Origin of the sequence: Frigoribacterium sp. PhB24, assembly GCF_003755185.1 — a bacterium.
Classification (GTDB): domain Bacteria; phylum Actinomycetota; class Actinomycetes; order Actinomycetales; family Microbacteriaceae; genus Frigoribacterium.
Map to the genome: position 1 here is coordinate 774,509 of NZ_RKIC01000009.1, position 23,435 is coordinate 797,943.

Sequence of the window (23,435 nt, forward strand, 5' to 3'; positions counted from 1 at the left end):
GGCCCCAGTCTGACGCGAGGTGGACCGCGGAGGCCGACCCGCGCCTCCTCGGGCCGTCGCGGTGACTACCGGGGCAGGGTGCTGACGGGCCCCACGCGTGACGTCGCGAGGTCGAGCGAGGTGACGGTGGCCGCCCCGGCGAGCAGGGCGACCCTGAGGGCGCTCACCTGGTACGGGCTGGTCGACCACTTCGTGGAGGGCGGGGTCGTGACGACGCCGCCGGGGTAGCCCGGCTGGTCGGGGCGCAGGTTGACGCGGAGCGACAGCACCGAGGGCAGGCGTGCGGTGAGCACGCCGACGGCGGTGACGACCGGGGCGAGCGTGGTCGAGAGGGTGCTGCCGAGGGTCGTGATCGGGGTGACGAGGGTGGCCGTCACCAAGGTGGCGATCGACCCCACCAGGGTGGGGGCGGAGTTCGCCAGGGGCGTGAGGAGTCCGTTCAGCACCGCGCTCAAGGCCGCGCCGAGACCGAGCACGGGCAACAGGTTGCCCGTCACGGACGCCTGGGCGGTCGACGGCGACGCGAGCACCTGCGACAGCGACCCCTTGACGATCACGTCCACCCGGAGGAGCGGCACGACGGCGCCGAGCAGCGTCGCCGTGAGGTCGACCTTCAACGCCACGTCGAGGTTCACCCTGTCGACTGCGGCCTTCAGCGCGGTGACGATCGACGAGGTCAGCCCGTCGAGCAGCCCGCCCACCGTCGCCGTGATCGAGTTCATCGCCGCGGCGCCGAGGACGAGCTCGGTGTTCGGCGCCAAGCCGTTGATCCCACCCGTGGGCCCCACCAGCTTGACCAGGTCGACCGTCACCCGCCCGGTGGCCGGGGTGATCGTCACCGTTCCGTCGGTGCTCGTCAGGGAGCCCGCCAGCAGAGGATCCACCGCGGCCTGCAGGTTCAGCCCCGAGACGACGACGTCGCCGCTCACGGACCCGAGGCTGAGCAGGTTCGTGAGGTCGTTGACCGTCTTGAACACCCCCGACTTGACGACGCCGGAGATCGCCCCGTCCTTGCCTCCCAAGCCCGCGAACGCGGTGTTCAGGCTCGTGACCGTGCTCGACACCTGGCCCGACAGTCCCGCCACCGCCGGGCTGCGCAGCTCGAGGCCGAGACCGGCGACGCCGTAGTCGCGGACGACCCCGGTCACGCTGCCGTCGCCCCAGATGCGGCTCTCGAGCGCGCGGCAGCCGTCGAGGGTCGCCGACGAGGCGACGGCACCGACGGTCAGGTCGGCCCGGTCGAGGGCGGTCGTCGCGGGCAGCACCGAGGTCAGTCCGATGCGCGCGGGGCCGGGCAGCGAGGTGCTCGGCGTCGTGGGCGTCACACCGAGTCCGCCCGAGTCGCTCACCAGGCCCGAGGCGGCCGCAGCCGTGCCGGTCGGAGCGACCCGCGTGAACTGGTTCAGGGCTCCGGCCGATCCGGCCGGCAGGTTCGTACCGAGACCGGCGAGGTCGAGGCCCACGAGACCCGAGCCGGCGCTCGCCGACAGCGGATTGCGGAACGTCGTCGTGCCTCCGGCGTCCGTGGTCGGAGCGGGCGACGTGGGTGCCGCGGTGACGACTCCGGCCCGGGTGCGGGCCAGGTCGGCGCCGCGCAGGGCGGCGACGGTGTCGAGATCCGTGCCTGCCAGGCTGCCGCGCGCGAACCGGCTGGACGCCGCCGCGGCGTAACCGGTGTCGGTGCCGCAGGTGAACTTCGATGTGCCGACCAGGCCGTACGTCCGTTCGGAGTCGGTCCAGGCGGCGGTCGTCATGGGCGGCGGTGGCACGATGACGGCACCCAGGACGGCGGCCACCGCGACGGCCGCGACCAGGGCCCGGCGCGGGGTGAGCCGCGTCCGACGCGGGGTGAGCCGCGTCAGCAGCGACGGGCGACCGGCCGTGTGCCGTCCGCGCGTCACGGGGTCACCGTCCGGCGTCGGCCGCGCAGGTGCAGGGCGAGACCGACGAGCAGGGCGCCCGCGCCGGCGACGGCCGGGCCGACCGCGAGACCGCCCGTGTAGGCGAGGGCGCGCCTGGGGTCGGCTCGGACGACGGCCACGTCGGCACCGGCGGTCACGACCTCGGTGCCGTCCGCTCCGTCGCCGAGGGCCGCCGCGCCTCCGTCCTCGGGGTCGGCCCCGGGGACGGCGGTGCTCGACCCGCCCGGCTGGGGCTCGTCCGTGGGGTCGGGGTCGGGGTTGGGGCCGGGTTCGGCGGGCAGCGTGGGGATCGGGTCGAGGGCGGTCGCGGTGATGCCCACACCCACGCGCGCGGTCAGACCCATCAGCGAGCCGTCGTCGCTCGCCGGACCGTCGACGAGACCGAGGCTGACCAACAGGAAGACCCGACCCGCGCCTCCTGCCGACCGCACCGGCCAGGCCGGACCGCCGTCGACGAACGAGGAGGCGCGGGTCGGCTCGGTCACGGTCCTCTGCCCGGTCGCGCAGCGCGGCGTCGTCTCGAGCCGCTGCCACTCGACGTCACAGGCCTCCACCCCGAGCGTGAGGCCGTCGCGTCGCTCGACGAGCGAGCCCGAGCTGACCAGCTCGATGCTGAGGGCCACCCGGTCGCCCGTGGTGACGTCCGTCGCGATCTGCCAGCGTCCCGGCGAGGACGGCGCGATGTCGGCGGTGCCGGTCAGGTCGTCGGCGAGGACGAGATGGCCGTCGAGACCGGTCTCGGGCACGGGTTCGAGGGCGCGGGCGGTGCCGGCCTGGACGGTCAGGGCACCGCCCAGCACGAACGCCGCCGCGCCGACGACGGCGAGCAGCGTCGACGGGGTGCGGCGCCCACGGTGCTCGGGGTCACGCTGCCCACGGCTCGCGGGGTCCACGACCGCCCTCACCCTCGACGGCGGGCGTCGCGTCGCGTCGGCCAGAAGGCCAGCACGATCGCGCCGCCGACGACGGCGACCGCGAGGCCCCGGGCCGGCGGGGTCGACATCGTCGTGAGGACGAAACCGAGTCCGGGGGCCGAGGCGACGACGATCCGGGCGTCGCGCACGACGTAGGGGTCGCGGTCGTCCGAGTCGTTGGCGTCTCCCCGCAGCACGAGGGACCGCGCGGCGGCGTCACCGGGCACGGCGGTGGTCGAGACCACGCGGTGCGTCACGGGCACCTCGAAGCCGGGACGCGGCACCGTGACCACATCGCCGGGACGCACGTCGGCCGCGGCGATCGCGCGCGTGACGACGGCTCCGCCCGCGGGCACGGTCGGACTCATCGAGCCGGTGAGCACGACCACGAGCGAGAGGCCGAGCACCGTCGAGACGGCGAGCCAGAGCAGGCAGATCGCGCCCACGACGCCGACGACCGAGAGCAGGACCGTCGAGGCGACCTCGACCGGACGCCGACGCGGACGGCGCGGGCGCGTGGAGGCCCGGGTCGCGGCCCGGGTCGCCGCCCGGCCGAGCGTCTCCTCGGCGCCCGCCACTCGGCCGCTCGACGACGCGTCGCCGCGGGCCGGGGGTCGCGTGTCGGTGTCGACCACGAGGGGCTCCGTCACTCGACGCTGGTCGAGGCGAACTCCCACGCCGGGGCGACCGTGCGGCCCTGGAGGGTCGTGGACGCGGCCGTCGCGGCGCTCTGCGGCAGGGTCACCTCGAAGCAGTAGAACTGCGTGGTGCCGGACGAGGCGGCGAGACGCTGCGTGCCCGTGGCGCCGGTCGAGGCGAGCGGCCCGGTGCCGATGGTCGTCGGAGCCGTGAAGGCGGCGGCGGTGCAGGTCGGTGCGGCTCCGGTCGCCGGGACGACCACGGTCGCCACGCGGACGGTGAGGGCGGCGAACAGCGTGCCCCCGGCGTCGGCGACGGTCACGCCCGTCGCGGGGACGGCGGCGCGGACCTGGACGTCGGCCGGCACGGTGGTCGTGGCGGTCGTGCGCAGGGCGACGCCGGCGTAGACGCTCTCGCCGGGGCTCAGCGTCTGGGCGCCCGGGGTGAAGAGCATGGCCTGGCCCGGGTTCGCCTCGAAGTCGGCGAAGCCGGCGGTGTAGGGCGACGTGACGCTCTGCTGCACCTCGAACGTGCCCGTGCCGATGCCGGGGCCACCGGCGCCGTCACCGGCGTAGACCCACTCGCTGTCGGTCCAGGCGGCGACCGTGTAGCCGAGCCCACCGACGACCAGGGCACCACCGGCCGCCAGCGCGGCGACCTTGCGGAACCGGCGCGACCGCGGGGCCTGCTGCTCGGGGGACGCGTCGACCGCGCCGGAGGTGTCGGAGGCAGGGCTGTGCTGCGTCATGGTGGTGCTCCTGATCCGCGACGGCTGGTGAGGTCGTCGCTCGGGTGATGCGATGGACGCCCGTGGTGAGCAGGCGGCGGGCCGCGAGTGAGCGGCGGTGGCGCGGGATGGTGAGGCCCTGCCCGTGAGACGTGCTCACGTGTGATGTCGTCGAGTACACCACCCCCGTGTGGGGTCCGACAACCCACCCGTTCGGGGGCCACGGGACCTCGGTGACCGCGTCCCCCGGGTCAGCGGGCTCCGAGGGCGGGAGCGCGGTCCGCGTAACCGGCCCGACCGGCGCGCGCCACGGCGGTCGGCAGGGCCGCGAGCAGCGCGTCGACGTCGGCGTCGGTGCTCGTGTGCCCGATCGTCATGCGCAGCGCGCCGCGGGCGGCGTCCGCCGGCAGTCCCATGGCGAGCAGCACGTGCGACGGTTCGGGGATGCCCGCCTGGCAGGCCGACCCGGTCGACACGCTGACACCGGCGGCGTCGAGCAGGAACAACAACGAGTCGCCCTCGCAGCCGTCGAAGGTGAAGTGGGCGTTGCCCGGCAGCCGGTCGACGGGGTCGCCCCGCAGCACCACCCCGGGCACCGAGGCGAGCACCCCGGCGACCAGCCGGTCGCGCAACGGCTCGTAGGCCCCGTGCGGCTGCTCGGCGGCGACGGCGAAGGCCACGGCGGCCGGGGCATCCTGAGTCCCCGAGCGCACCTGCCGCTGCTGCCCGCCGCCGTGGATCAGCGGCACGACGGTCGCCGAGCGAGACAGCACGAGCGCGCCGATGCCGATGGGCCCGCCGATCTTGTGGGCGCTGACGCTGAGCGCCGCGAGCCCCGATGCCGCGAAGTCGATCGGCACCTGCCCGTACGCCGCGACGGCGTCCGAGTGCACCGGCACCCCGTGAGCCGCGGCGAGCGCGACGACCTCGTCGACGGGTTGCATCGTGCCGACCTCGTTGTTGGCCCAGAGCAGGCTGACGAGGGCGACGTCGTCGTGTTCGTCGAGGGCGGCGGCGAGCGCGTCGACGCGCACCCGGCCCCGCTCGTCGAGGGGCAGCCAGGTGACGACGGCCCCCTCGTACCGTTCGAGCCACTCGACGGTGTCGACGGTGGCGTGGTGCTCGCCGGCGGGGACGAGGAGGCGCGGGCGCGGTCGGTCGGACTGCCTCGCCCACCAGAGTCCCTTGATCGCGAGGTTGACCGCCTCGGTGCCGCCCGAGGTGAAGACGATCTCGATGGGGTCGCAGCCGAGGGTCGCGGCGACGCGTTCTCGCGCCTCTTCGAGGACGCGTTTGGCGTTCTGGCCGGCCGAGTGGATGGACGAGGGGTTGCCGACGGTGCCGAGCGCCTCGGCGTAGGCGGCGATGGCCGCCGGGTGCATCGGCGTGGTGGCCGCGTGGTCGAGGTAGACGCTCATGTTCGGGTCCTCAGGCTGGGGTGGGCGGCGACGCTCGATGATTTCGGGGCCGACGCGCGCCTCCTCTACTGTAAACGCGTGACCGACCTCGACCCCCTCCGCGATCTCGGCATCCGCTCCGGCCCCGACGGGCCGACCCTGCGCGTCTGGTCGGCGTCGGCGTCCCGGGTCGACCTCGTCATCGACGACGCCCCGCACGACCGCGTCGTGCCGATGGTCCGCGACGAGCACGACGTGTGGAGCGCCACGGACGGAGCCCTCTCCGCCGGGCGACGGTACTGGCTGCGCGCCGACGGGCCGGCCGGTGCCGGCAACGCCTTCGACCCGTCGCTCGAGCTGCTCGACCCGTACGCGCGCGGCCTGGGGCGCACCGGTCGCGGCACGTGGCAGTCGGCCGTCGTCGACGAGTCGTTCGACTGGGGCGGGGTGGCCAAGCCCCGCACGCCCCTCGACCGGGTGGTCGTCTACGAGGCGCACGTCCGCGGCCTGACCCGGCTGGCCCCCTTCGTACCCGAAGAGCTGCGCGGCAGCTACGCCGGCCTCGCCGCCGAATCGACCATCGCGTACCTCACGGGCCTCGGCGTGACGGCCGTGCAGCTGCTGCCGGTGCACCAACACGTCGACGAGCAGCGCCTCGTCGCACAGGGCATCGAGAACTACTGGGGCTACAACACCCTGGGCTACTTCGCCCCGCACGCCGCCTACGCCAGCCGTGACGCACAGCTGGCCGGCGCCTCGGCGGTCCTTCGCGAGTTCAAGGGCATGGTGCGCCTGTTGCACGAGGCCGGCATCGAGGTCTACCTCGACGTCGTCTACAACCACACGGCCGAAGAGGGCGAGGTCGGCGGGCCGGTCACGAGCCTGCGCGGCCTCGACGGTTCGTCGTACTACCGCCACGACGCCGAGGGTCGACCGGTCGACGTGACCGGGTGCGGCAACTCCCTCGACACGAGCACGCCGGCCGCGTCGCGGCTCGTGCTCGACTCGCTGCGCTACTGGGCGGACGAGGTGCAGATCGACGGGTTCCGGTTCGACCTGGCCGCGACGCTCGGCCGAGGGGCCGACCACGTCTTCGACCCCGAGCACCCCCTCCTCGAGGCGATCGTGACCGATCCGACCCTCGAGGGCGTCAAGATGATCGCCGAGCCGTGGGACGTCGGCATGGGCGGCTGGCAGACCGGCGCGTTCCCCGACGGCTGGATCGAGTGGAACGACCGGTTCCGCAACCGCGCCCGCGACTTCTGGCTGACCGACGTCGCCGCCGCCCGCTCGCAGGGTGCGCCCCCGTCGGGACTCGGCAGCTTCGCGTCCAAGCTCAGCGGGTCGAGCAACATCTACGCCCACGACCGCGGCCCCTTGTCGGGCGTCAACTTCGTCACGGCGCACGACGGCTTCACGCTGCTCGACCTCGTCTCGTACGACGGCAAGCACAACCTGAGCAACGGCGAGGGCAACCGCGACGGCACCGACGACAACCGGTCGTTCAACCACGGGGTCGAGGGCGACAGCGTCAATCCCTGGATCTCGGACGCCCGTCGCCGCTCGATGCGCAACCTGCTCGCCACGCTCTTCGTGTCGGCCGGCATCCCGATGCTGACCGCCGGCGACGAACGTGGTCGCACCCAGCACGGCAACAACAACGCCTACTGCACCGACAGCGAGCTCACCTGGGTCGACTGGTCCGACGAGCCCTGGCACCGGGCCCTGCACGACGACGTCGCCGCCCTGGCCCGGCTGCGGGCCGAGCACCCCGCCCTCCGCCCGTCGCGGTTCGGCGTCGACGGCGCGTGCACGCTCAGCGCCAACGAGATGTCGTGGCACTCGGCCTCGGGTGACGAGATGCGACCCGACGAGTGGAACGACCCGGGCGTCCGCACCCTGCAGTACCTCGCCACCTCGACGCCCGAGCACGAGGCGCCCGACACGGTGCTCGTCGTCGTGCACGGGGCCGAGACCAGCGTCACGGTGACGCTCCCCCGGCACGCCGGAGTGACGGCGTACGCGGCCCTCTGGACGAGCGACGATCGCACCCCGCCGCAGGCGGCCGCCCCCGGTGACGAGCTGCTCGTCGCGGGGCCGACCGTGGTGGTGTTCCACGCCACGACGGGCGAGGACGCCTCGTGAGCACCAAGAACGCAGGAGGCGCGCGCGGCCCCGCCACGCCGGCCACCGTCGCCCTCACCGCCGCCGGCATCCCGTTCACGGCCCACACCTACGAGCACCACGACACCGCGACGAACTTCGGCGCGGAGGCCGCCGCCGAACTCGGCCTCTCCGAGGAGCGCGTCTTCAAGACCCTCGTGGTCGACACCGACGGCACCCTCGTCGTGGGCGTCGTCCCGGTCTCGGGTCGTCTCGACCTCAAGGCGCTCGCGGCCGCCGTCGGGGCGAAGAAGGCCTCGCTGGCCGATCCCGCCCTGGTCGAACGCCGCACCGGCTACGTCGTCGGCGGCATCAGCCCGCTCGGCCAGAAGACCACCGCGACGACCGTGATCGACGCGAGCGCCGCCTCCTTCGACTCGGTCTTCGTCAGCGGCGGGAGGCGCGGGTTCGACATCGAGATCGCCCCGGACGACCTCGTGCGCGCCACCGGCGGTCGCTACGCGGCGATCCGTCGCGACTGACGCACGGGCGGCGCGGCTAGGGTCGGGCGCATGACCGGCAGTCCGGCCCGGGTCGAGGGCACGCTCACCTCGTGGGACGACGACCGCGGGTTCGGGTTCCTGACCCCGGTCTCGGGCCGGGGCCGTGCGTTCGTCCACATCACGGCGTTCGGCCGCGGCACGGCCCGACCCCGGGTGGGCGACGCGTTCTCGTACGAGGTCGATCGTCACGGTGACCGGGGACCCGCGGCCGTGCGGGTGTCGTCCCTCGGCACGGGGTGGTCCGCTCCGCGGGCTCGGGCGCCACGACCGACGCGGGCCGGCGGGGTCTCCCTCGTCGTCGGCCTGGTCGTCGTGCTCGGCGTCGCCGCGGTCGTCTGGGCCCTCGGCCGCGACTCGACGTCGCCGCGGTTCGACGGCCTCGCACCCTGGCTGATCGGCGGGCTCGTCGGCGTCAGCGTGCTCACGGCCCTCGTCTACGCCCTGGACAAATCCGCGGCCCGCCGCGGTCGCCGCCGCGTACCCGAACGCACTCTGCTGCTGCTCGGCCTGCTCGGCGGCTGGCCCGGTGCCCTCGTGGCCCAACAGCTGCTGCGCCACAAGACGAGCAAGCGCTCGTTCCAGCTCGCCTTCTGGGCGTCGGTCGCCGTGAACGTGCTCGTGGTCATCCTCTCGCTCGCGCTGCTGCGTTGACCCACCGCGAGCTCAGACCAGCTGCTTCTCGCGGGCGAAGTGGCAGGCGGCCGTGTGGTCGGCGCCGTCGCGGCCGTGCGGCAGCATGGCAGGCACCTCGTCCTCGCACCGAGAGCGCTGGGCTTCCGGCAGCATCGCGTAGAGCGGGCAGCGGCTGCGGAACCGGCAGCCGGTCTGCTTGACGGTCGGCGTCGGCGGATCGCCGGGAAGCACGATGTGCTCGCGTGCCCGCTCCTTCACGGGGTCGGGCACGGGCACGGCCGACAGCAGCGCCTGGGTGTACGGGTGCAGCGGGTGCTCGAACACCTCGTCGACCGGGCCCGTCTCGACCGTGCGGCCGAGGTACATCACCGTGACCCGGTCGGCCACGTGCCGGATGACCGAGAGGTCGTGCGACACGAACAGGTACGACAGGTCGAGCTTGGCCTTGAGCTCGGCCAGCAGGTTGAGCACCCCCGCCTGGATCGACACGTCGAGCGCCGACACCGGTTCGTCCAGGACGATCAGCTTGGGATCGGCGGCGAGCGCCCGCGCGATCGAGATGCGCTGCCGCTGCCCGCCCGAGAACTCGTGGGGGTAGCGGGTGGCCGCAGCGGGCTCGAGCCCGACGAGCCGCATGAGCTCGGGCACCCGCCGCGACACCTCGTCGCGGGGTCGACCGATGGCGAGGAGCGGCTCGGCGATGATGTCGCTGACCGGCTGCCGGGGGTCGAGGCTGGCCATCGGGTCCTGGAAGACCATCGAGACGGCACCCCGCAACCGCTTCACCGTCGAACCGTCGAGCTTGCGGTCGAGGGCCGTGCCGAGCAGTTCGATGGTGCCGGCCTCGGGCACGCGGAGGTCCATGATCTCGTGCAGGGTCGTGCTCTTGCCCGAGCCGGACTCACCCACGAGCCCGAGCGTCTCGCCCTCGCGCACGTCGAGGTCGACCCCGTCGACCGCCCACACGCTGCCCACGCGCCGCTTGAAGACCGACCCCTTGGTGAGCGGGAACGTCTTGACGAGTCCGTCGACGTGCAGCACCCGGTCCCGCGACGCCCGGGGCACGGCCGCCAGGTCGGAGGTGAGGGCGGGCGGCAGGTCGTAGACGTCCTCGGGGTCGGTGCCCTCGCCCACGAGCCGGTCGGCGTGCAGGCAGGCCGCGCGGTGGCCGGACTCGACCGCCGGAGCCTGCTCGAGCGCGGGCTCGTCGACCCGGCACTCGGCCGTCACGAGCGGGCAGCGCGCGGCGAACGGGCAGCCGGGAGCCAGTGACAGCAACGACGGAGGCGTGCCCGGGATCGGCACCAGCGGCTGGTCCGACCGCTGGTCGAGCCGCGGCAGTGCGCCGATCAGGCCGACCGTGTAGGGCATGCGGGGGTGGGCGAACAGGTCGTCCGCCGTCGCCGTCTCGACGACGCGTCCGGCGTACATGACGGCGATGCGGTCGGCGAACCCGGCGATGACGCCCAGGTCGTGGCTGACGAAGAGCAGCGCCGCCCCGGTCTCGCGCTGGGCCGTGCGCAGCACCGAGATGACCTGGGCCTGGATCGTCACGTCGAGGGCAGTGGTCGGCTCGTCGGCGAGGATGACGTCGGGGTCGTTGGCGATCGCCATGGCGATCATCGCGCGTTGCCGCATGCCGCCCGAGAACTCGTGCGGGAACGAGTCGACGCGACGCTCGGGCTCGGGGATGCCCACGAGACCGAGCAGTTCGATCGCCCGCTCGCGGGCCTGCCTCTTCGTGCCGCCACGGTGGATCAGCACGGTCTCGGCGATCTGCTGGCCCACCGTGTACACCGGCGTGAAGGCCGAGAGCGGGTCCTGGAAGACCATGGCGATGCGCTTGCCGCGGATCGCCGACATCGCCTTGTCTCCGCGGCCGAGCAGTTCTTCGCCGTCGAGCGTGATCGAGCCGGTCACCTTCGCGGTGGCGGGCAGCAGGCCGAGCACGGCGAGGCTCGTGACCGACTTGCCGGAGCCCGACTCGCCGACGATGCCGAGCACCTCGCCGCGGCGCAGCGTCAGGTCGACGCCGCGCACGGCGCGCACGGCGCCGTCCGGGGTCGGGAAGGTCACGGTGAGGTCGTGCACCTCGAGCACCGGAGCCGAGGAGGCGCGGGTGCGGTCGACCGGTTCGGTGAGCGTCATGCGCGCTCCCCCTTCTCGTCGTTCGTGCGGGATGGCGCGGGGCTCGCGGCCTCGGAGACGCCGCCGGTGCGCCCGAGCGGCGCCGCGCCTCCTGCGCTCTCGGCCGTCCGGCCGCGGGTGCGACGGCGGCGGCCCGTTCGACCGGCCGTCGAGGTCGGGTCGAGCGCGTCACGCAGCCCGTCGCCGAGCAGGTTGCTCGCGAGGGCGAACACGATCAGGGCGCCGGCCGCGAAGAAGAACAGCCACGGCTTGGTCGTCGCGGCGCTCTGGTTCTGGGCGATCAGCGTGCCGAGCGACACGTCGGGCGGCTGGACGCCGAAGCCGAAGTAGGACAACCCGGACTCGGTGAGCACGGCGGCCCCGATCGCGATCGTGGCGTCGATCACCAGGAACGACGCGACGTTCGGCAGGATGTGCCGAACGATGATCGTGAAGTGGCCGATGCCCATGTAGCGGGCCGCCCGGATGAACTCCCGCTCCTTGATGCTCAGGGTGAGCGAGCGCACGACGCGGGCCGTGATCATCCACCCGAACAGGGCGAGCAGCGCCACGAGGATCAGCCAGCCGAACTGCTTGAGGCGAGGCGACAGGATCGCGATGATCAGGAACGACGGCAGCACGAGCAGCAGGTCGACGAAGACCATGACGACCCGGTCGACCCAGCCGCCGAAGTAGCCGGCCATCGCGCCGAGCATGCCGGCGATGACGGTCGAGAACAGGGCCACCAGCAGACCGATCAGCAGCGACTTCTGCAGGCCGCGAGCGGTCTGGGCGAAGACGTCCTGGCCGATGTTGTTCGTGCCGAACCAGTGCGCGCCGGTCGGCGGCGACGACAGGGCCGTGTAGTCGATGTAGTCGTAGGCGTACGGCGAGACGAGCGGGCCGGCGAACGCGAACACGAACAGCAGCAGCACGACCACGAGGCCGACGGTGGCGCCGCGGTTGGCGAACAGGCGGCGGAAGGTCAGCACGAGGCGGTTCGGCGTCGTCGCCGCGACCTCCTCGCGCGACTCGGGCACGACGGCGTCGGACGGCCCCTCGAGCAGGTCGGGTGTGAATCGAGTCATGGGGTGGCCCTACTTCTGCGCTCGGACGCGCGGGTCGAGCACCGCGTTCAGCACGTCCGACACGAAGCCGGCGAGCAGCACGACGACGGCGCTGTAGAGGGTGTAAGCGACGACGATGTTGATGTCGTTCGACTGGACGGCGTCGATGAACCAGGCGCCGAGGCCGTTCCAGGCGAAGATCTTCTCGGTGAACGTGGCCCCGGTCAGCACCCCCAGGAAGGCGAAGGCGAACAGGGTCGTCATCGGGATGAGGGCGGTGCGCAACCCGTGCTTGAAGATGGCCGGTCGACGACGCAACCCCTTGGCCCGGGCCGTGCGGATGTAGTCGGCCTGCAGCACGTCGAGCATCGTCGCCCGCTGGTACCGGCTGTACACCGCGATCAGGCCGACGCCGATCGAGATGGTCGGCAGCAGGAGGTGCGCGATGCGGTCCCAGGCGATCGTGCCGAAGCCTCCGGTCAGGTTGGGCGTCGCCTCGCCGGTGAAGGTGATCAGCTGGTAGCCCAGGACGTCATTGAGCTTGGTCGCCCCGATCTTGAGCAGCACCGCGGTGAGAAATACCGGCGTCGAGATCAGGACGAACGACAGCACCGACGACACGCGGTCCGAGAACTTGTACTGCCTGATGGCGTTCCAGGTGCCGACCACGACCGCGAGCACGATGCCGAGGATCGAGCCCACCAGCAGGAGGCGCAGGCTGACCCCCAGCCTCGGTCCGAACTCCTGCGCCACAGGCTTGTCCTGGATGGTCTGCCCGAGGTCGCCCGTGACCGCACCGCCCAGCCAGTGGACGTACCGCTCGCCCAGGGGGTCCTTGTCGTTGACCCCGATCGAGCTGAGCTTGGCGTCGACGACCTCGGAGGACGGACGCGGGTTGCGATCGGCGTAGACCGCGCGCGGGTTGAGGGTCGCCGAGGCGAGGAAGTAGGTGAGCGACGTCGCGATGAAGACCAGGGCGACGTAGTACACCAGCCGGCGGGCGAGGAATCGAGCCATGGCAGATCACACTAGACGTACCCCGCGGCCCGACCAGCTGGCCAGGTTTCGAGCGTGTAACAAATTCACATGAAAGTTTGCGTGGATTCAAGGCGTCCGTACATTTGGGCACACGCGATCAGTTCTCGGGAGGCGTCGCGGCACGTGTCCGCACGGGTCGACCATGACGCGAAATGCCCGCTGATCAGCACTTTTCACCACCCTTCAGTTCGGAGTGCCATGAAGATCACGAAGAAGCTCGGCCTGGCGGCCGGCCTCGTCAGCATCGCCCTCGTCGTCACGGCGTGCAGCGGTGGCGGCGGCGACGACGGCGACGGGGCCGCCAAGAACGGCCAGTTGTCCCCCGACGGCGACATCAACGCCACCGCCGCGGCCGACGTCGAGCAGGGGGGCACGCTGACGCTTCCGCTGCAGCAGCTGCCCTCGCAGTGGAACTACGCGCAGCTCGACGGAGCCCTCGGCGATGCCTCGTTGATCGAGAGCGCCGTGCTGCCGCAACCCTTCCGCATCGACGAGAAGGGCGTGCCGCAGATCGACGATAACCTCGTCACGAGCGCCGAGGCGACGAGCGAGGACCCGCTCGTCGTGACCTACGACATCAACCCCGACGCGGTGTGGAACGACGGCACCCCGATCACGGTGGCCGACTTCCAGGCCTGGAAGACCGCCCTCGACGGGTCGAACGCCGAGTACCAGGTCGGCAGCACGCTCGGCCCGGACCGAATGGCCTCGGTCGAGGCCGGTTCGAGCGACAAGCAGGTCGTCGTGACCTACTCGGAGCCGTTCTCGGACTGGAAGAGCATGTTCGCGCCGCTCTACCCGGCGAGCCTCTACAACGACCCGACGGCCTTCAACACGGCCTACGTCGACACCCTGCCCGTCTCGGCGGGGCCGTACGAGGTCCAGAAGATCGACACGACGGCGCAGACCGTGACCATCGTCCCGAACGAGAAGTGGTGGGGGGACGCGCCGAAGCTCGACTCGATCGTGTTCCGCGCCCTCGACAGCGACGCGGACATCGACGCGTACCTGAACGGCGAGATCGACTACGTCACCGGCAACTCGTCCGAGCGGTACGACCGACTGAAGGGCGCCAAGAACACCGACATCCGCGCGGCACCGTCCAACCGGTACACGCACGTCGACTTCAGCACCAAGGGCGTCCTGGCCGACGAGAAGATCCGCCAGGCGATCCAGCACGCCGTCGACCGCGAGGCGCTCGGCAAGGTCATCACGGGCACCCTGCCCTACGAGTTGACCACGCTGAACAACCACCTCTTCCTCAGCACCGACGGCGCCTACCAGGACAACGCGAAGGAGACCGGCGACTACGACGTCGACGAGGCCAAGAAGATCCTCGCCGACGACGGGTACGAGCTCAACGGCGACGTGCTCGAGAAGGACGGGAAGAAACTCGAGATCGCCGTGACGATCCCGTCGGGCACGCCGATCTCACAGCAGCTGTCCGAGGTCATGCAGAGCCAGCTCGCCACGGTCGGCATCACCCTGAAGATCAACGCGGTGGCCGTCGACGCCTTCTTCGAGGACAACGTCACGCCGGGCAACTACGACATGACGATCTTCGTCTGGCAGGGCACCGGCTACCAGGCGTCGAGCGTCAGCATCTACAACTCGGACGAGCAGGGCCAGAACTACGGCCGCGTCTCGAGCCCCGAGATCGACGACCTGCTGAACCAGGCCGTCGGCGAGGGCGACCCCGAGAAGGCCGCCGACCTGTACAACCAGGCCGACGAGAAGATCTGGCAGATCGGGCACTCGATGCCGATCATCCAGGCGCCGTTCATCTCGTTCCAGAGCCCGAAGCTCGCGAACTACGGCGCTCGCGCCGGCGCGAGCGACGTGGACTGGACGGTCGTCGGCTTCACGAAGTAGTCGTCACACCTCGGGCCCGTCCGTGCCCCCGCTCACGCGGGAGGCGCGGGCGGGCCCTCGGCGTCCACGCCGACGTCGCACCTCCAGCAGTCCCGTCGCCACGGCGTAGCCCGCGTAGCCGAGCAACGCGATCGCCAGCAACGGCACGATCCACGACCGGGCATCACCGTTCACGACCTGGTTGACGAATCCGAGCCACGGCACCGAGTACCACAACGTCCCGCGCACCTGCTCGGGCAGGACGAGGGCCTCGTCGGGCTCGGAATTGTCGTCGCCCTTCGTGACGAAGGCCGTGCGGCCGTCGGACGACGACACGATCTCGATCACCCGGTGGCTGATCACCTCGGGCCGGCCGCTCTCGATCTGGTAGGTGACGACGTCGCCCAGGTGGATCCCGCCGACCGGCGTCGGCTTCACCACGATCAGGGTGCCCGGGGGCAGGCGCGGCTCCATCGAACCGGTCAGCACCGTGAGGGGCGTGGCCCCGGCCGCCTTCGGCACGACGACCAGCACCAGCGCGAGCCCCAGCACGAGAGCGAACAGACCCGCGCTGAGGCCGAGGACGAGAGCGTGCAGCAGGCCTTTCTCGCGCACCGCGGCCCGGCGGCCTCTCACGGCCGCTCCCCCGCCGTGTCGTCGACGTCCGCCGGGTGGCGACGTCCGACCGCCACGAACGCGCCCGCCGAGACGGCGATCGCCGCGATCAGCAGCGGCAGCCACGTGCCCCGCAGCGGCACGGGCACGAAGTCGTCGAGCACGTCGAGGGCGTGGACGGGCAGCTCGGTGCCGCCGCCGGCTCGGGCCGGGCCGTCGCCGTCCACGTCGTCGCCGTCCGTATCGTCGCCGGAGGACGCGGCACCGCCCTCCCCGTCGCCGCCGGAGGACGCGACTCCGCCGGCCTCCGCAGCCGAGGAGGCGCGGGTCGTCACCGCCTCGATCGTCGCGCTCGAGGCTCCGTCGCCCCCCGCGCCTCCTGCGCTCGTCTCGGCTGAGCCCCCCGGGTCCGCAGGAGCGGCGGTTCCGGCCGGAGAGCAGCCCGTGGGCGCGGTCGCCCCGGTCAGGCCGGTGAGCGTGACGAGCACGCCGAAGTCGAGGGTCTGACCCGCGGTCCCGTCGGCGGCGGACTCGGCGAGCGCGACCGAGACGGTGACGGGGGCCTCGCTCCCGGCGGCCAGACGGAGCGGGGCGAGGACGCGGGTGCAGCCGTCGCCGGCCAGGGTGACGGGCGGCAGGTCGCCGACGTCGAGGTCGGAACGCGAGCTGACGGTGACGGCCTCGGCGAACGCGGGCGACGAGGTCGTGACGTCGACGAGACGGGCGGTGAGCGTGGCCGGCTCGCTCGACAGGTTCTTCACCCAGAAGGTGCCGGTCGTGCTCGACCCGGGAACGAGCCTCAGGTCGTCGCCGAACAGCGCGGAGTCGAGGCGACCCTGCCAGTGCTCCCCGTCGTCGCTCACCATCAGACGCGGCGCGGTGGCCGCCGCCGCGGGCGTCGGGGCCGTGAGCGCACCGCCGCCCACCAGCGCCGTGACCAGGGCAGCCACCCCGAGGACGGCCGCCGCGACGGAGCGGCGGGTCACGGTCACGAGCACACCACGGTGCGGGCCGTGCTGGTCGAGTGCTGACCGAACGTGACGTAGCCGCTCGACACGACGGTCGACGTGGCCTGCCCGGCCTGGTCGAGGACCACGACCCGGGTCAGCACGCGCCCGTCGGGGGCGACGTCCTTGCTGATGTCCGCGGCGTCGAGCTGGAAGTAGCCGTTGTACCCCTGGTCGGGATCGGTCACGAGGGTGCCGTTGATGCTCAGGCCGTAGTAGGTGTCGAGGGGACGGCTGGCCTTGTCGTAGCGGATGGTCACGTACCAGGTGCCGTTGTCGGTGCAGTAGACGGGCGGGAGCGAGTCGGCGGTGTTCTGCGAGAAGCCGGCCGAGCTGCGAGCGATCCACGAGCCGGCGGCGACCGTCGTCGTGAGGCTGGGATTGACGGTGGCGGACGCCGGAGCGTTGACCGTCGGCGTCGTCCGGTAGCACCACGAGGCCGACCCGCCCGCCGGCAGCGTGACCGACGGGGGTGTGGGCGGTGAGGCCCAGGTGCCGGTCAGGGCGTTCGAGGGGGCGGTCGCGGCCGCCGTGCAGGCCGCGGTCGAGCCGACCGGCCACGTGACGACCGAGACCTCCGAGAGCAGGGTGGTCGAGGCCTGGGTGTTCGTCGGGGCCGTCGAGGCCTGGATCGTCCCCGTGGCCGCCACGTTGCTCGTGTTGCGCAGGGTCACGGGCGCCGTGACCGACGCCGACCGACTCGCGTACGTCGTCCCGAGACCCGAGGCACCGTCGACGGACGTCGACAGCGTGCCGAGGGTGGCCGTCTGGCCGAACGACTGCGAGGCGTTCCACAGGGCCCAGCTCGTGCCGGTGCCGGTGCCGACGAGCAGCACGACGAGTCCCACGACGAGCGCGACCCGGAGGCGTGCGGCCTTCACGACGTCACCTGCGTCCCCGACACGGTGATCGTCAGGTCGGCGACCGAGCCCGACGTGGCCGCGGGGGCGTCCGGATCGAGGGCGAGGACGAGACACGCGAGGGCCGAGATGCCCGAGGGGAGCGTGAAGTACCCCGAGCCGGTGTCGAAGGCGGCCGGCCGGGCCGAGTACCCGCCGGTGGTCGTCGCCGTGCAGTCCGAGGCCGACGAGACCGGCGTGATGCGCAGCGTCAGTTCGTCGAGCGAGCCCGCGCCGGTACCCGACTCGCCGGACGACGTCCTGGTCGTGGTGACGGCCACCCTCATCGACAGCGGGACGTCGCCGCCGTTCGTCACCGAGAAGGTGGTCGCGGTCGCCTGCCCGGGGGCGAGCGGCGTGCCGAGGTTCGGCTGCCCGGAGATCGAGAGCGCGGCCGTCCCCGACCTCACGACCTGGGCGTTCGAGGTCGAGGACGTGTTCCACAGCGCGTACGTGCCGCCCGTCGCCACGAGGGCGACGGTGACGGCACCGGCCACGACGGCCGTCCCCGCCCAGAGCGAACGCAGCGGACGCCGGGACGAGGAGGCGCGCTCGGTCGAGCGGTGACGCGCGCGTCCGCGGGACGGTCCGGGCAACGTCTCACCCCCTGGTGGTCGGTCGTGCGATGCGGTGGCCCGGATCGATGCCGCTGGTCGGGCGGGTCGGTCGGGAGGTGGCGACCGGACCGCGTCGGGTGCGGTCCGGTCGCCGGTCGGTGGCGCGGGTGCGGCGGCCGTCCGGCCGGCGGCACCCGCTACGCGATGGGGCGCTGCTTGAGCGTGAAGGTCAGCTTGCTCAGGTCGAGCGTGCCGCCCTGGCTGGCGGCGTCGCTCACCGCCGAGGGCAGCTCGACGACGAAGGTCAGGACGGCCGAGGTGCTCCCGGCGGTGACGGGCGCGACGACGTAGCTGCCGGCCGTCCCCCCCGCGGTGACGCCGGACGGCAGGGTGGTGTTGCCGGCGGCCGTCGAGACGGTCAGCGCGTTCTTCACGTACGACGTGAGGCTGCCGGTGACCGAGGCCGCGTCGTAGGTGAGGTCGGCACGCAGGTCGTTGCCCGAGGCGGCGATCGTGATCGGCTGCGTGAACTGCAGCTTGCTGCCGGGGACGATCTTGTAGGCGGCGAGCTGGGCGGCCGTCAGGGGCGCGCTCCGGCCGTTCGTGACGTCGGTCCAGCTCCCCGCCGACGCCTGGGTGAGCGAGAGGGTGCCCGAGGCGACGCTGGCGGCGTTGACCTCGGTGCTGGCGTTCCAGAGGGCGAAGGTCCCGGCGCCGCCGAGGAGAAGGGCGATGCCGGCCGCACCGGCGACGGCACCCGTGACGAGCTTGTTCATGGGGGTCCTGTTCCGCGCGCCGAGGCGCGCTCGAGCACCGCCGTGCGCCGTCGGTCGGGTCGACGTCGGGTGGCACACGGCGTTGCAGGGCTGTCGGCTCCGGGTCGGGCGGCCGATCGGTGTCGTCGGGCGCCGGGCTCTCGAGGAGTTCGGGTTCTTCGGGCGGGCAGGCCGCGACGACAGATCCGACATTACGCGGTCCCCCAAAGCGCCGACAGGAAATCCATGCCGATGCATGCACCCAGTTGGGGGGACAAACCGTACCGCGACGTCTGTCGGCGACAGGGCGGACACCTTTTTGTACCCCGAAGCGTCCGTTCCGCACCCCGATCCACCGTCGCCGCCCCGAGGTGGGTCCGGGTCGGGACCGGGCGGGCCAGACCGGGTACGGTCGACAGCGTGGCGACAGCATACGAACCCAGAGTCGGGCGGATCCCCATCACGGGCCTCACCCCGACGACCCCCGACCGCGTGTTCCCGACGAAGGCCTTCTCCGGCGAGGTGGTCACCTTCGGGGCGACCGTCTTCCGAGAGGGTCACGACCTGATCGGGGCCGACCTCGTCACGATCGACCCCGAGGGCGTCGAGAGTCGGCACCGCATGGTCGCCGGCATCCCCGGCACCGACCGGTGGACGGCCCAGGTGCAGCTCGAGACCGAGGGCGACTGGGCCTGGCAGGTCGAGGCCTACACCGACGACTGGGCCACCTGGTTGCACGCCGCCGAGATCAAGGTGCCGGCCGGTCTCGACGTCGAGGTCACCTTCGCCCTCGGCAGTCGGCTGTTGACCGACGCCGTCGACGCCTACCCCGACACGACGCTCATCCGCGACGCGGCCAGAGCGCTCGCGAATCCTGCGCTCTCCCCCGCCTCGCGCCTCCGGGTGGCGACCGACCCGCGGCTCGCCGCGGTCCTCCTGGTCAAGCCGCTGGCGAGTCTCGTCACGCGCAGCGCACCCGAGGCCCTCCGCGTCGAGCGCAGCCGCGCCGGCCTGGGCAGCTGGTACGAGTTCTTCCCCCGGAGCGAGGGCGCGCGCAAGCAAGCCGACGGCACCTGGAAGAGCGGCACCTTCCGCACCGCGGCCCGCCGACTACCCTCGATCGCCCGGATGGGCTTCGACGTCGTGTACATCCCGCCCGTGCACCCGATCGGCACGACGTTCCGCAAAGGGCCGAACAACTCGCTGACCGCGGGGCCGGCCGACCCGGGGTCCCCCTACGCCATCGGCTCCCCCGACGGCGGTCACGACGCCGTCCACCCCGACCTCGGCACCGTCGCCGACTTCCGTTGGTTCGTCGACGCCGCGAAGAACGCAGGCCTCGAGCTCGCCCTCGACCTGGCCCTGCAGTGCTCTCCCGACCACCCCTGGGTCACCGAGCATCCCGAGTGGTTCACGACCCTGCCCGACGGCACGATCGCCTACGCCGAGAACCCGCCCAAGAAGTACCAGGACATCTACCCCCTGAACTTCGACAACGACTACGAGGGCGTCAGCCGCGAGGTGCTGCGCATCGTGCGGCACTGGATCGAGCTCGGCGTGACGATCTTCCGGGTCGACAACCCGCACACCAAGCCGGTGCGCTTCTGGGAGTGGCTGCTGCACGAGATCCGCGGGACGAACCCCGAGGTGGTCTTCCTCTCCGAGGCGTTCACCAAGCCGGCCATGATGCAGGCGCTCGCGCAGGTGGGCTTCCACCAGTCGTACACGTACTTCACCTGGCGCAACGAGAAGTGGGAGCTCGAGGAGTACCTCGACGAGCTGTCCAAGGAGACGAGCGCCTGGCTGCGCCCGAACCTCTTCGTCAACACCCACGACATCCTCACGCCCTACCTGCAGTTCGGCGGGCCCGCGGCCTACAAGATCCGCGCCGCGATCGCCGCGACGGCCTCACCGACATGGGGTGTCTACTCGGGCTACGAGCTCTTCGAGGACGTCGCCCGCCCGGGCAGCGAAGAGAACATCGACAACGAGAAATACGAGTACAAGCCCCGCGACTGGGCCGCGGCCGAAGAGGCCGGAGCCTCGCTGGCTCCGTACCTGACGCAGCTCAACCGCATCCGCGCCTCCCACCCGGCCCTGCGACAGCTGCGCAACCTCGAGATCCACTCGAGCGACGACGAGTCGATCCTCGTCTTCTCGAAGTACCTCTCGCGGGCGCACACCCGGAGCGGTCGCGCCGACGGCATCATCGTCGTCGCCAACGTCGACCCGCACTCGGCGCGCGAGACGACCGTCCACCTCGACGTGACGAAGTTCGGGTTGCAGCCCGGTGGCACCTATACCGTGCGCGACCTCATCACCGGTCAGTCGTGGACCTGGGGCGACGACAACTACGTCCGACTGGACGCCTTCGTCGAACCGGTGCACGTGCTCTCCGTCGACCTCAACCGAGCCCCGTAGGAGCGACCCGATGACCACCACTCCCCCGACCGGACCCGACACGACCTTCGCTCTCGGCGACGACGAGGTCTACGCGGCTGCCACCGGCACCCACGGGCACCCGCACGCCGTCCTCGGCGCGCACCCCCGCGGCGGCCGCACCGCCGTCCGCGTCGTCCGACCGCTGGCCGACACGGTCACGGTGACCGGCGCCTCCGGGTCCTCGTTCGCGCTCGAGCACGTGGCCCACGGCCTCTGGCAGGGCGTCACCAGCGAGCCCCTCGACGCGTACACGGTCGAGGCGACCTACCAAGGAGGCGCGGCCTGGGTCTCCGACGACCCCTACCGCTTCGCCCCCACCGTCACCGAGTTCGACCTGTACCTGTTCGGCGAGGGGCGCCACGAGCAGCTCTGGAAGATGCTCGGCAGCCACGTGCGCGAGCACGAGGGCGTCACCGGCACCTCCTTCGCGGTCTGGGCCCCGCACGCCCGCGCCGTCCGTGTGAAGGGCGACCTCAACGGCTGGAACGGCGAACGGCACGCGATGCGCCGCCTCGACGGCAACGGCGTCTGGGAGCTCTTCGTGCCCGGCACCACGGACGGCATCTACAAGTACGAGATCCTCACGCCCGACGACGTCTGGGTCGACCGCGCGGACCCGATGGCGCGGACCTCCGAGGTGCCGCCGCTGACCGGTTCGGTCATCACGAAGGCCGGTCACGCCTGGGCCGACGACGCCTGGATGACCTCCCGCGGCGAGAACGACGTCCACGCGGGCCCGATGAGCGTCTACGAGTTGCACGTGGGCTCGTGGCGACCCGGCCTCGGCTACCGCGAGCTGGCCGACCAGCTGATCGAGTACGTCGGCGACCTGGGTTTCACCCACGTCGAGTTCATGCCGCTCGCCGAGCACCCCTTCGGTGGCTCGTGGGGCTACCAGGTCACGGGCTACTACGCGGTGACCAGCCGGTTCGGCAGCCCCGACGACCTGCGTTACCTGATCGACCGGCTGCACCAGGCCGGCATCGGCGTGATCATGGACTGGGTGCCCGGGCACTTCCCGAAGGACGAGTGGGCCCTGGCGAAGTTCGACGGTCGTGCCGTCTACGAGCACTCGGACCCACGCCGCGGCGAGCAGCCCGACTGGGGCACGCTGGTGTTCAACTTCGGCGACTCGCAGGTGCGCAACTTCCTCGTCTCGAACGCGCTCTACTGGCTCGAGGAGTTCCACATCGACGGGCTGCGCGTCGACGCGGTCGCCTCGATGCTCTACCTCGACTACAGCCGCAACGAGGGCGAGTGGCTGCCCAACGAGTTCGGCGGGCGCGAGAACCTCGAGGCGATCAGCTTCTTGCAAGAGGCCAACGCGACGGCCTACAAGCGCCACCCCGGCATCGTCATGATCGCCGAAGAGAGCACCAGCTGGCCCGGCGTCACGCGTCCGACGAGCGAGGGCGGCCTCGGCTTCGGCCTCAAGTGGAACATGGGCTGGATGCACGACACCCTCGACTACGTCGAGAAGGACCCGCTCTACCGCGCCTACCACCATGGCGAGATCACCTTCTCGTTCGTGTACGCCTTCAGCGAGAACTTCATGCTGCCGATCAGCCACGACGAGGTCGTGCACGGCAAGGGGTCGCTGCTGGCCAAGATGCCCGGCGACCAGTGGCAGAAGCTCGCCAACCTGCGCGCCTACCTCGCCTACATGTGGGGTCACCCCGGCAAGCAGCTGCTGTTCATGGGCAGCGAGTTCGGCCAGCCCAGCGAGTGGAGCGAAGAGCGCGGACTCGACTGGTGGATCCTCGACCAGCCCGTCCACCAGGGGCTGCACGGGCTCGTGTCGCGCCTCAACGAGGTGTACCGCGACGAGCCGGCACTCTGGGCGCACGACTTCGACACCGACGGCTTCGAGTGGATCGAGGGCGGTGCCGCCGAGCACAGCGTCGTGGCGTTCCTCCGCAAGTCGGGCTCGGGCGAGTCGGTCGCCGTCCTGGCGAACTTCTCGGGCCAGCCCGTGCGGATGCGCTTCGGTCTGCCCGAGGCGGGCCGGTGGGACGAGATCCTCAACACCGACGCCGAGGTCTACGGCGGCTCGGGCGTGGGCAACTTCGGCGGCGTGACCGCGACCGACGAGCCGTGGGCGGGCCGCCCCGCCGCGGCCGACGTTCAGCTGCCGCCGCTCGGCGTCGTCTGGCTCAAGTTGCGCCGCTGACCCGGCGCC

General features: G+C 72.1%; 19 protein-coding genes. 6 read left to right on the top strand and 13 right to left on the bottom strand.

Annotated features, from left to right (window positions below; translation table 11 throughout):
* Positions 1–65: 65 nt before the first annotated feature.
* From EDF50_RS04145 to EDF50_RS04165, 5 genes are all read right to left on the bottom strand, one after another.
* The gene (locus EDF50_RS04145) at positions 66–1,901 is read right to left on the bottom strand and encodes a choice-of-anchor G family protein (RefSeq protein WP_123518245.1); all 1,836 of its coding nucleotides are present in this window, start codon (positions 1,899–1,901) and stop codon (positions 66–68) included.
* Positions 1,898–2,815 carry a hypothetical protein gene (locus EDF50_RS04150; protein ID WP_123518246.1) on the bottom strand — a complete coding sequence of 306 codons (918 nt, stop codon included), beginning with the start codon at positions 2,813–2,815 and terminating at the stop codon, positions 1,898–1,900. Before EDF50_RS04150 ends, EDF50_RS04145 begins: the two co-directional genes overlap by 4 nt.
* Before the next feature lie 8 nt (positions 2,816–2,823).
* Positions 2,824–3,471, bottom strand: a complete 648-nt coding sequence (locus EDF50_RS04155; RefSeq protein ID WP_158612621.1) for a signal peptidase I — start codon at positions 3,469–3,471, stop codon at positions 2,824–2,826.
* An 11-nt stretch (positions 3,472–3,482) separates the two neighbouring features.
* The gene (locus tag EDF50_RS04160) at positions 3,483–4,223 is read right to left on the bottom strand and encodes an acyl-CoA dehydrogenase (RefSeq protein WP_233570299.1); all 741 of its coding nucleotides are present in this window, start codon (positions 4,221–4,223) and stop codon (positions 3,483–3,485) included.
* A 230-nt stretch (positions 4,224–4,453) separates the two neighbouring features.
* Positions 4,454–5,620, bottom strand: coding sequence for a cysteine desulfurase family protein (locus EDF50_RS04165; protein WP_123518248.1), 1,167 nt, complete (start codon positions 5,618–5,620; stop codon positions 4,454–4,456).
* A 78-nt stretch (positions 5,621–5,698) separates the two neighbouring features.
* Here EDF50_RS04165 and glgX point away from each other — a divergent pair, with 78 nt between their 5' ends.
* From glgX to EDF50_RS04180, 3 genes are read left to right on the top strand one after another with little or no spacing between them, the layout of a single operon-like run.
* The gene (glgX, locus tag EDF50_RS04170; RefSeq protein WP_123518249.1) at positions 5,699–7,744 is read left to right on the top strand and encodes a glycogen debranching protein GlgX; all 2,046 of its coding nucleotides are present in this window, start codon (positions 5,699–5,701) and stop codon (positions 7,742–7,744) included.
* Entirely contained in the window at positions 7,741–8,244 is a 504-nt protein-coding gene (ybaK, locus tag EDF50_RS04175; RefSeq protein ID WP_123518250.1) for a Cys-tRNA(Pro) deacylase, read from the top strand. Before glgX ends, ybaK begins: the two co-directional genes overlap by 4 nt.
* 30 nt (positions 8,245–8,274) lie before the next feature.
* Positions 8,275–8,916, top strand: coding sequence for a DUF1294 domain-containing protein (locus tag EDF50_RS04180; protein ID WP_123518251.1), 642 nt, complete (start codon positions 8,275–8,277; stop codon positions 8,914–8,916).
* 12 nt (positions 8,917–8,928) lie between these two features.
* Here the strand turns inward: EDF50_RS04180 and EDF50_RS04185 are convergent, their stop codons facing one another.
* The 3 genes from EDF50_RS04185 to EDF50_RS04195 are packed head-to-tail and all read right to left on the bottom strand — an operon-like array spanning position 8,929 to position 13,109.
* Positions 8,929–11,046 (bottom strand): ABC transporter ATP-binding protein, encoded by a 2,118-nt coding sequence (locus tag EDF50_RS04185; protein WP_123518252.1) that lies wholly within the window; start codon positions 11,044–11,046, stop codon positions 8,929–8,931.
* Complete coding sequence (locus EDF50_RS04190) at positions 11,043–12,113, bottom strand: ABC transporter permease (RefSeq protein WP_123518253.1); 1,071 nt, start codon at positions 12,111–12,113, stop codon at positions 11,043–11,045. The genes EDF50_RS04185 and EDF50_RS04190 overlap by 4 nt, the downstream gene beginning before the upstream one ends.
* Positions 12,114–12,122: 9 nt before the next feature.
* Positions 12,123–13,109 (bottom strand): ABC transporter permease, encoded by a 987-nt coding sequence (locus EDF50_RS04195; RefSeq protein WP_123518254.1) that lies wholly within the window; start codon positions 13,107–13,109, stop codon positions 12,123–12,125.
* 219 nt (positions 13,110–13,328) lie between these two features.
* Between EDF50_RS04195 and EDF50_RS04200 the strand changes: the two genes are divergently transcribed.
* On the top strand, positions 13,329–15,002 hold the full coding sequence (locus EDF50_RS04200) for an ABC transporter family substrate-binding protein (protein WP_123518255.1): 1,674 nt from the start codon (positions 13,329–13,331) through the stop codon (positions 15,000–15,002).
* 3 nt (positions 15,003–15,005) lie between these two features.
* Here EDF50_RS04200 and EDF50_RS04205 read toward each other — a convergent pair whose 3' ends face one another.
* The 5 genes from EDF50_RS04205 to EDF50_RS04230 form a co-directional block, all read right to left on the bottom strand.
* A complete protein-coding gene (locus EDF50_RS04205; protein WP_158612622.1) occupies positions 15,006–15,617 on the bottom strand; it encodes a signal peptidase I in 612 nt (203 codons plus the stop codon).
* A complete protein-coding gene (locus tag EDF50_RS04210) occupies positions 15,614–16,582 on the bottom strand; it encodes a hypothetical protein (protein WP_233570300.1) in 969 nt (322 codons plus the stop codon). Before EDF50_RS04210 ends, EDF50_RS04205 begins: the two co-directional genes overlap by 4 nt.
* A gap of 2 nt (positions 16,583–16,584) precedes the next feature.
* Positions 16,585–17,484 (bottom strand): hypothetical protein, encoded by a 900-nt coding sequence (locus EDF50_RS16560; RefSeq protein WP_158612623.1) that lies wholly within the window; start codon positions 17,482–17,484, stop codon positions 16,585–16,587.
* Positions 17,481–18,098, bottom strand: a complete 618-nt coding sequence (locus EDF50_RS16390) for a TasA family protein (RefSeq protein ID WP_148076750.1) — start codon at positions 18,096–18,098, stop codon at positions 17,481–17,483. The genes EDF50_RS16560 and EDF50_RS16390 overlap by 4 nt, the downstream gene beginning before the upstream one ends.
* Positions 18,099–18,256: 158 nt before the next feature.
* A complete protein-coding gene (locus EDF50_RS04230) occupies positions 18,257–18,835 on the bottom strand; it encodes an alternate-type signal peptide domain-containing protein (RefSeq protein WP_123518260.1) in 579 nt (192 codons plus the stop codon).
* A 399-nt stretch (positions 18,836–19,234) separates the two neighbouring features.
* Between EDF50_RS04230 and EDF50_RS04235 the strand changes: the two genes are divergently transcribed.
* Positions 19,235–21,235: an alpha-1,4-glucan--maltose-1-phosphate maltosyltransferase gene (locus tag EDF50_RS04235; protein WP_233570301.1), complete on the top strand. Its 2,001-nt coding sequence runs from the start codon at positions 19,235–19,237 to the stop codon at positions 21,233–21,235.
* A gap of 10 nt (positions 21,236–21,245) precedes the next feature.
* On the top strand, positions 21,246–23,426 hold the full coding sequence (gene glgB / locus EDF50_RS04240; RefSeq protein WP_123518261.1) for a 1,4-alpha-glucan branching protein GlgB: 2,181 nt from the start codon (positions 21,246–21,248) through the stop codon (positions 23,424–23,426).
* The last annotated feature ends 9 nt before the right edge of the window (positions 23,427–23,435 follow it).

Coding starts and splice junctions, on each gene's coding strand:
- EDF50_RS04230 (WP_123518260.1), bottom strand. CDS start 18,835: ATGAACAAGCTCGTCACGGGTGCCGTCGCCGGTGCGGCCGGCATCGCC.
- EDF50_RS04190 (WP_123518253.1), bottom strand. CDS start 12,113: ATGACTCGATTCACACCCGACCTGCTCGAGGGGCCGTCCGACGCCGTC.
- EDF50_RS04195 (WP_123518254.1), bottom strand. CDS start 13,109: ATGGCTCGATTCCTCGCCCGCCGGCTGGTGTACTACGTCGCCCTGGTC.
- EDF50_RS04185 (WP_123518252.1), bottom strand. CDS start 11,046: ATGACGCTCACCGAACCGGTCGACCGCACCCGCGCCTCCTCGGCTCCG.
- EDF50_RS04160 (WP_233570299.1), bottom strand. CDS start 4,223: ATGACGCAGCACAGCCCTGCCTCCGACACCTCCGGCGCGGTCGACGCG.
- glgB (WP_123518261.1), top strand. CDS start 21,246: ATGACCACCACTCCCCCGACCGGACCCGACACGACCTTCGCTCTCGGC.
- EDF50_RS04165 (WP_123518248.1), bottom strand. CDS start 5,620: ATGAGCGTCTACCTCGACCACGCGGCCACCACGCCGATGCACCCGGCG.
- EDF50_RS04180 (WP_123518251.1), top strand. CDS start 8,275: ATGACCGGCAGTCCGGCCCGGGTCGAGGGCACGCTCACCTCGTGGGAC.
- EDF50_RS04200 (WP_123518255.1), top strand. CDS start 13,329: ATGAAGATCACGAAGAAGCTCGGCCTGGCGGCCGGCCTCGTCAGCATC.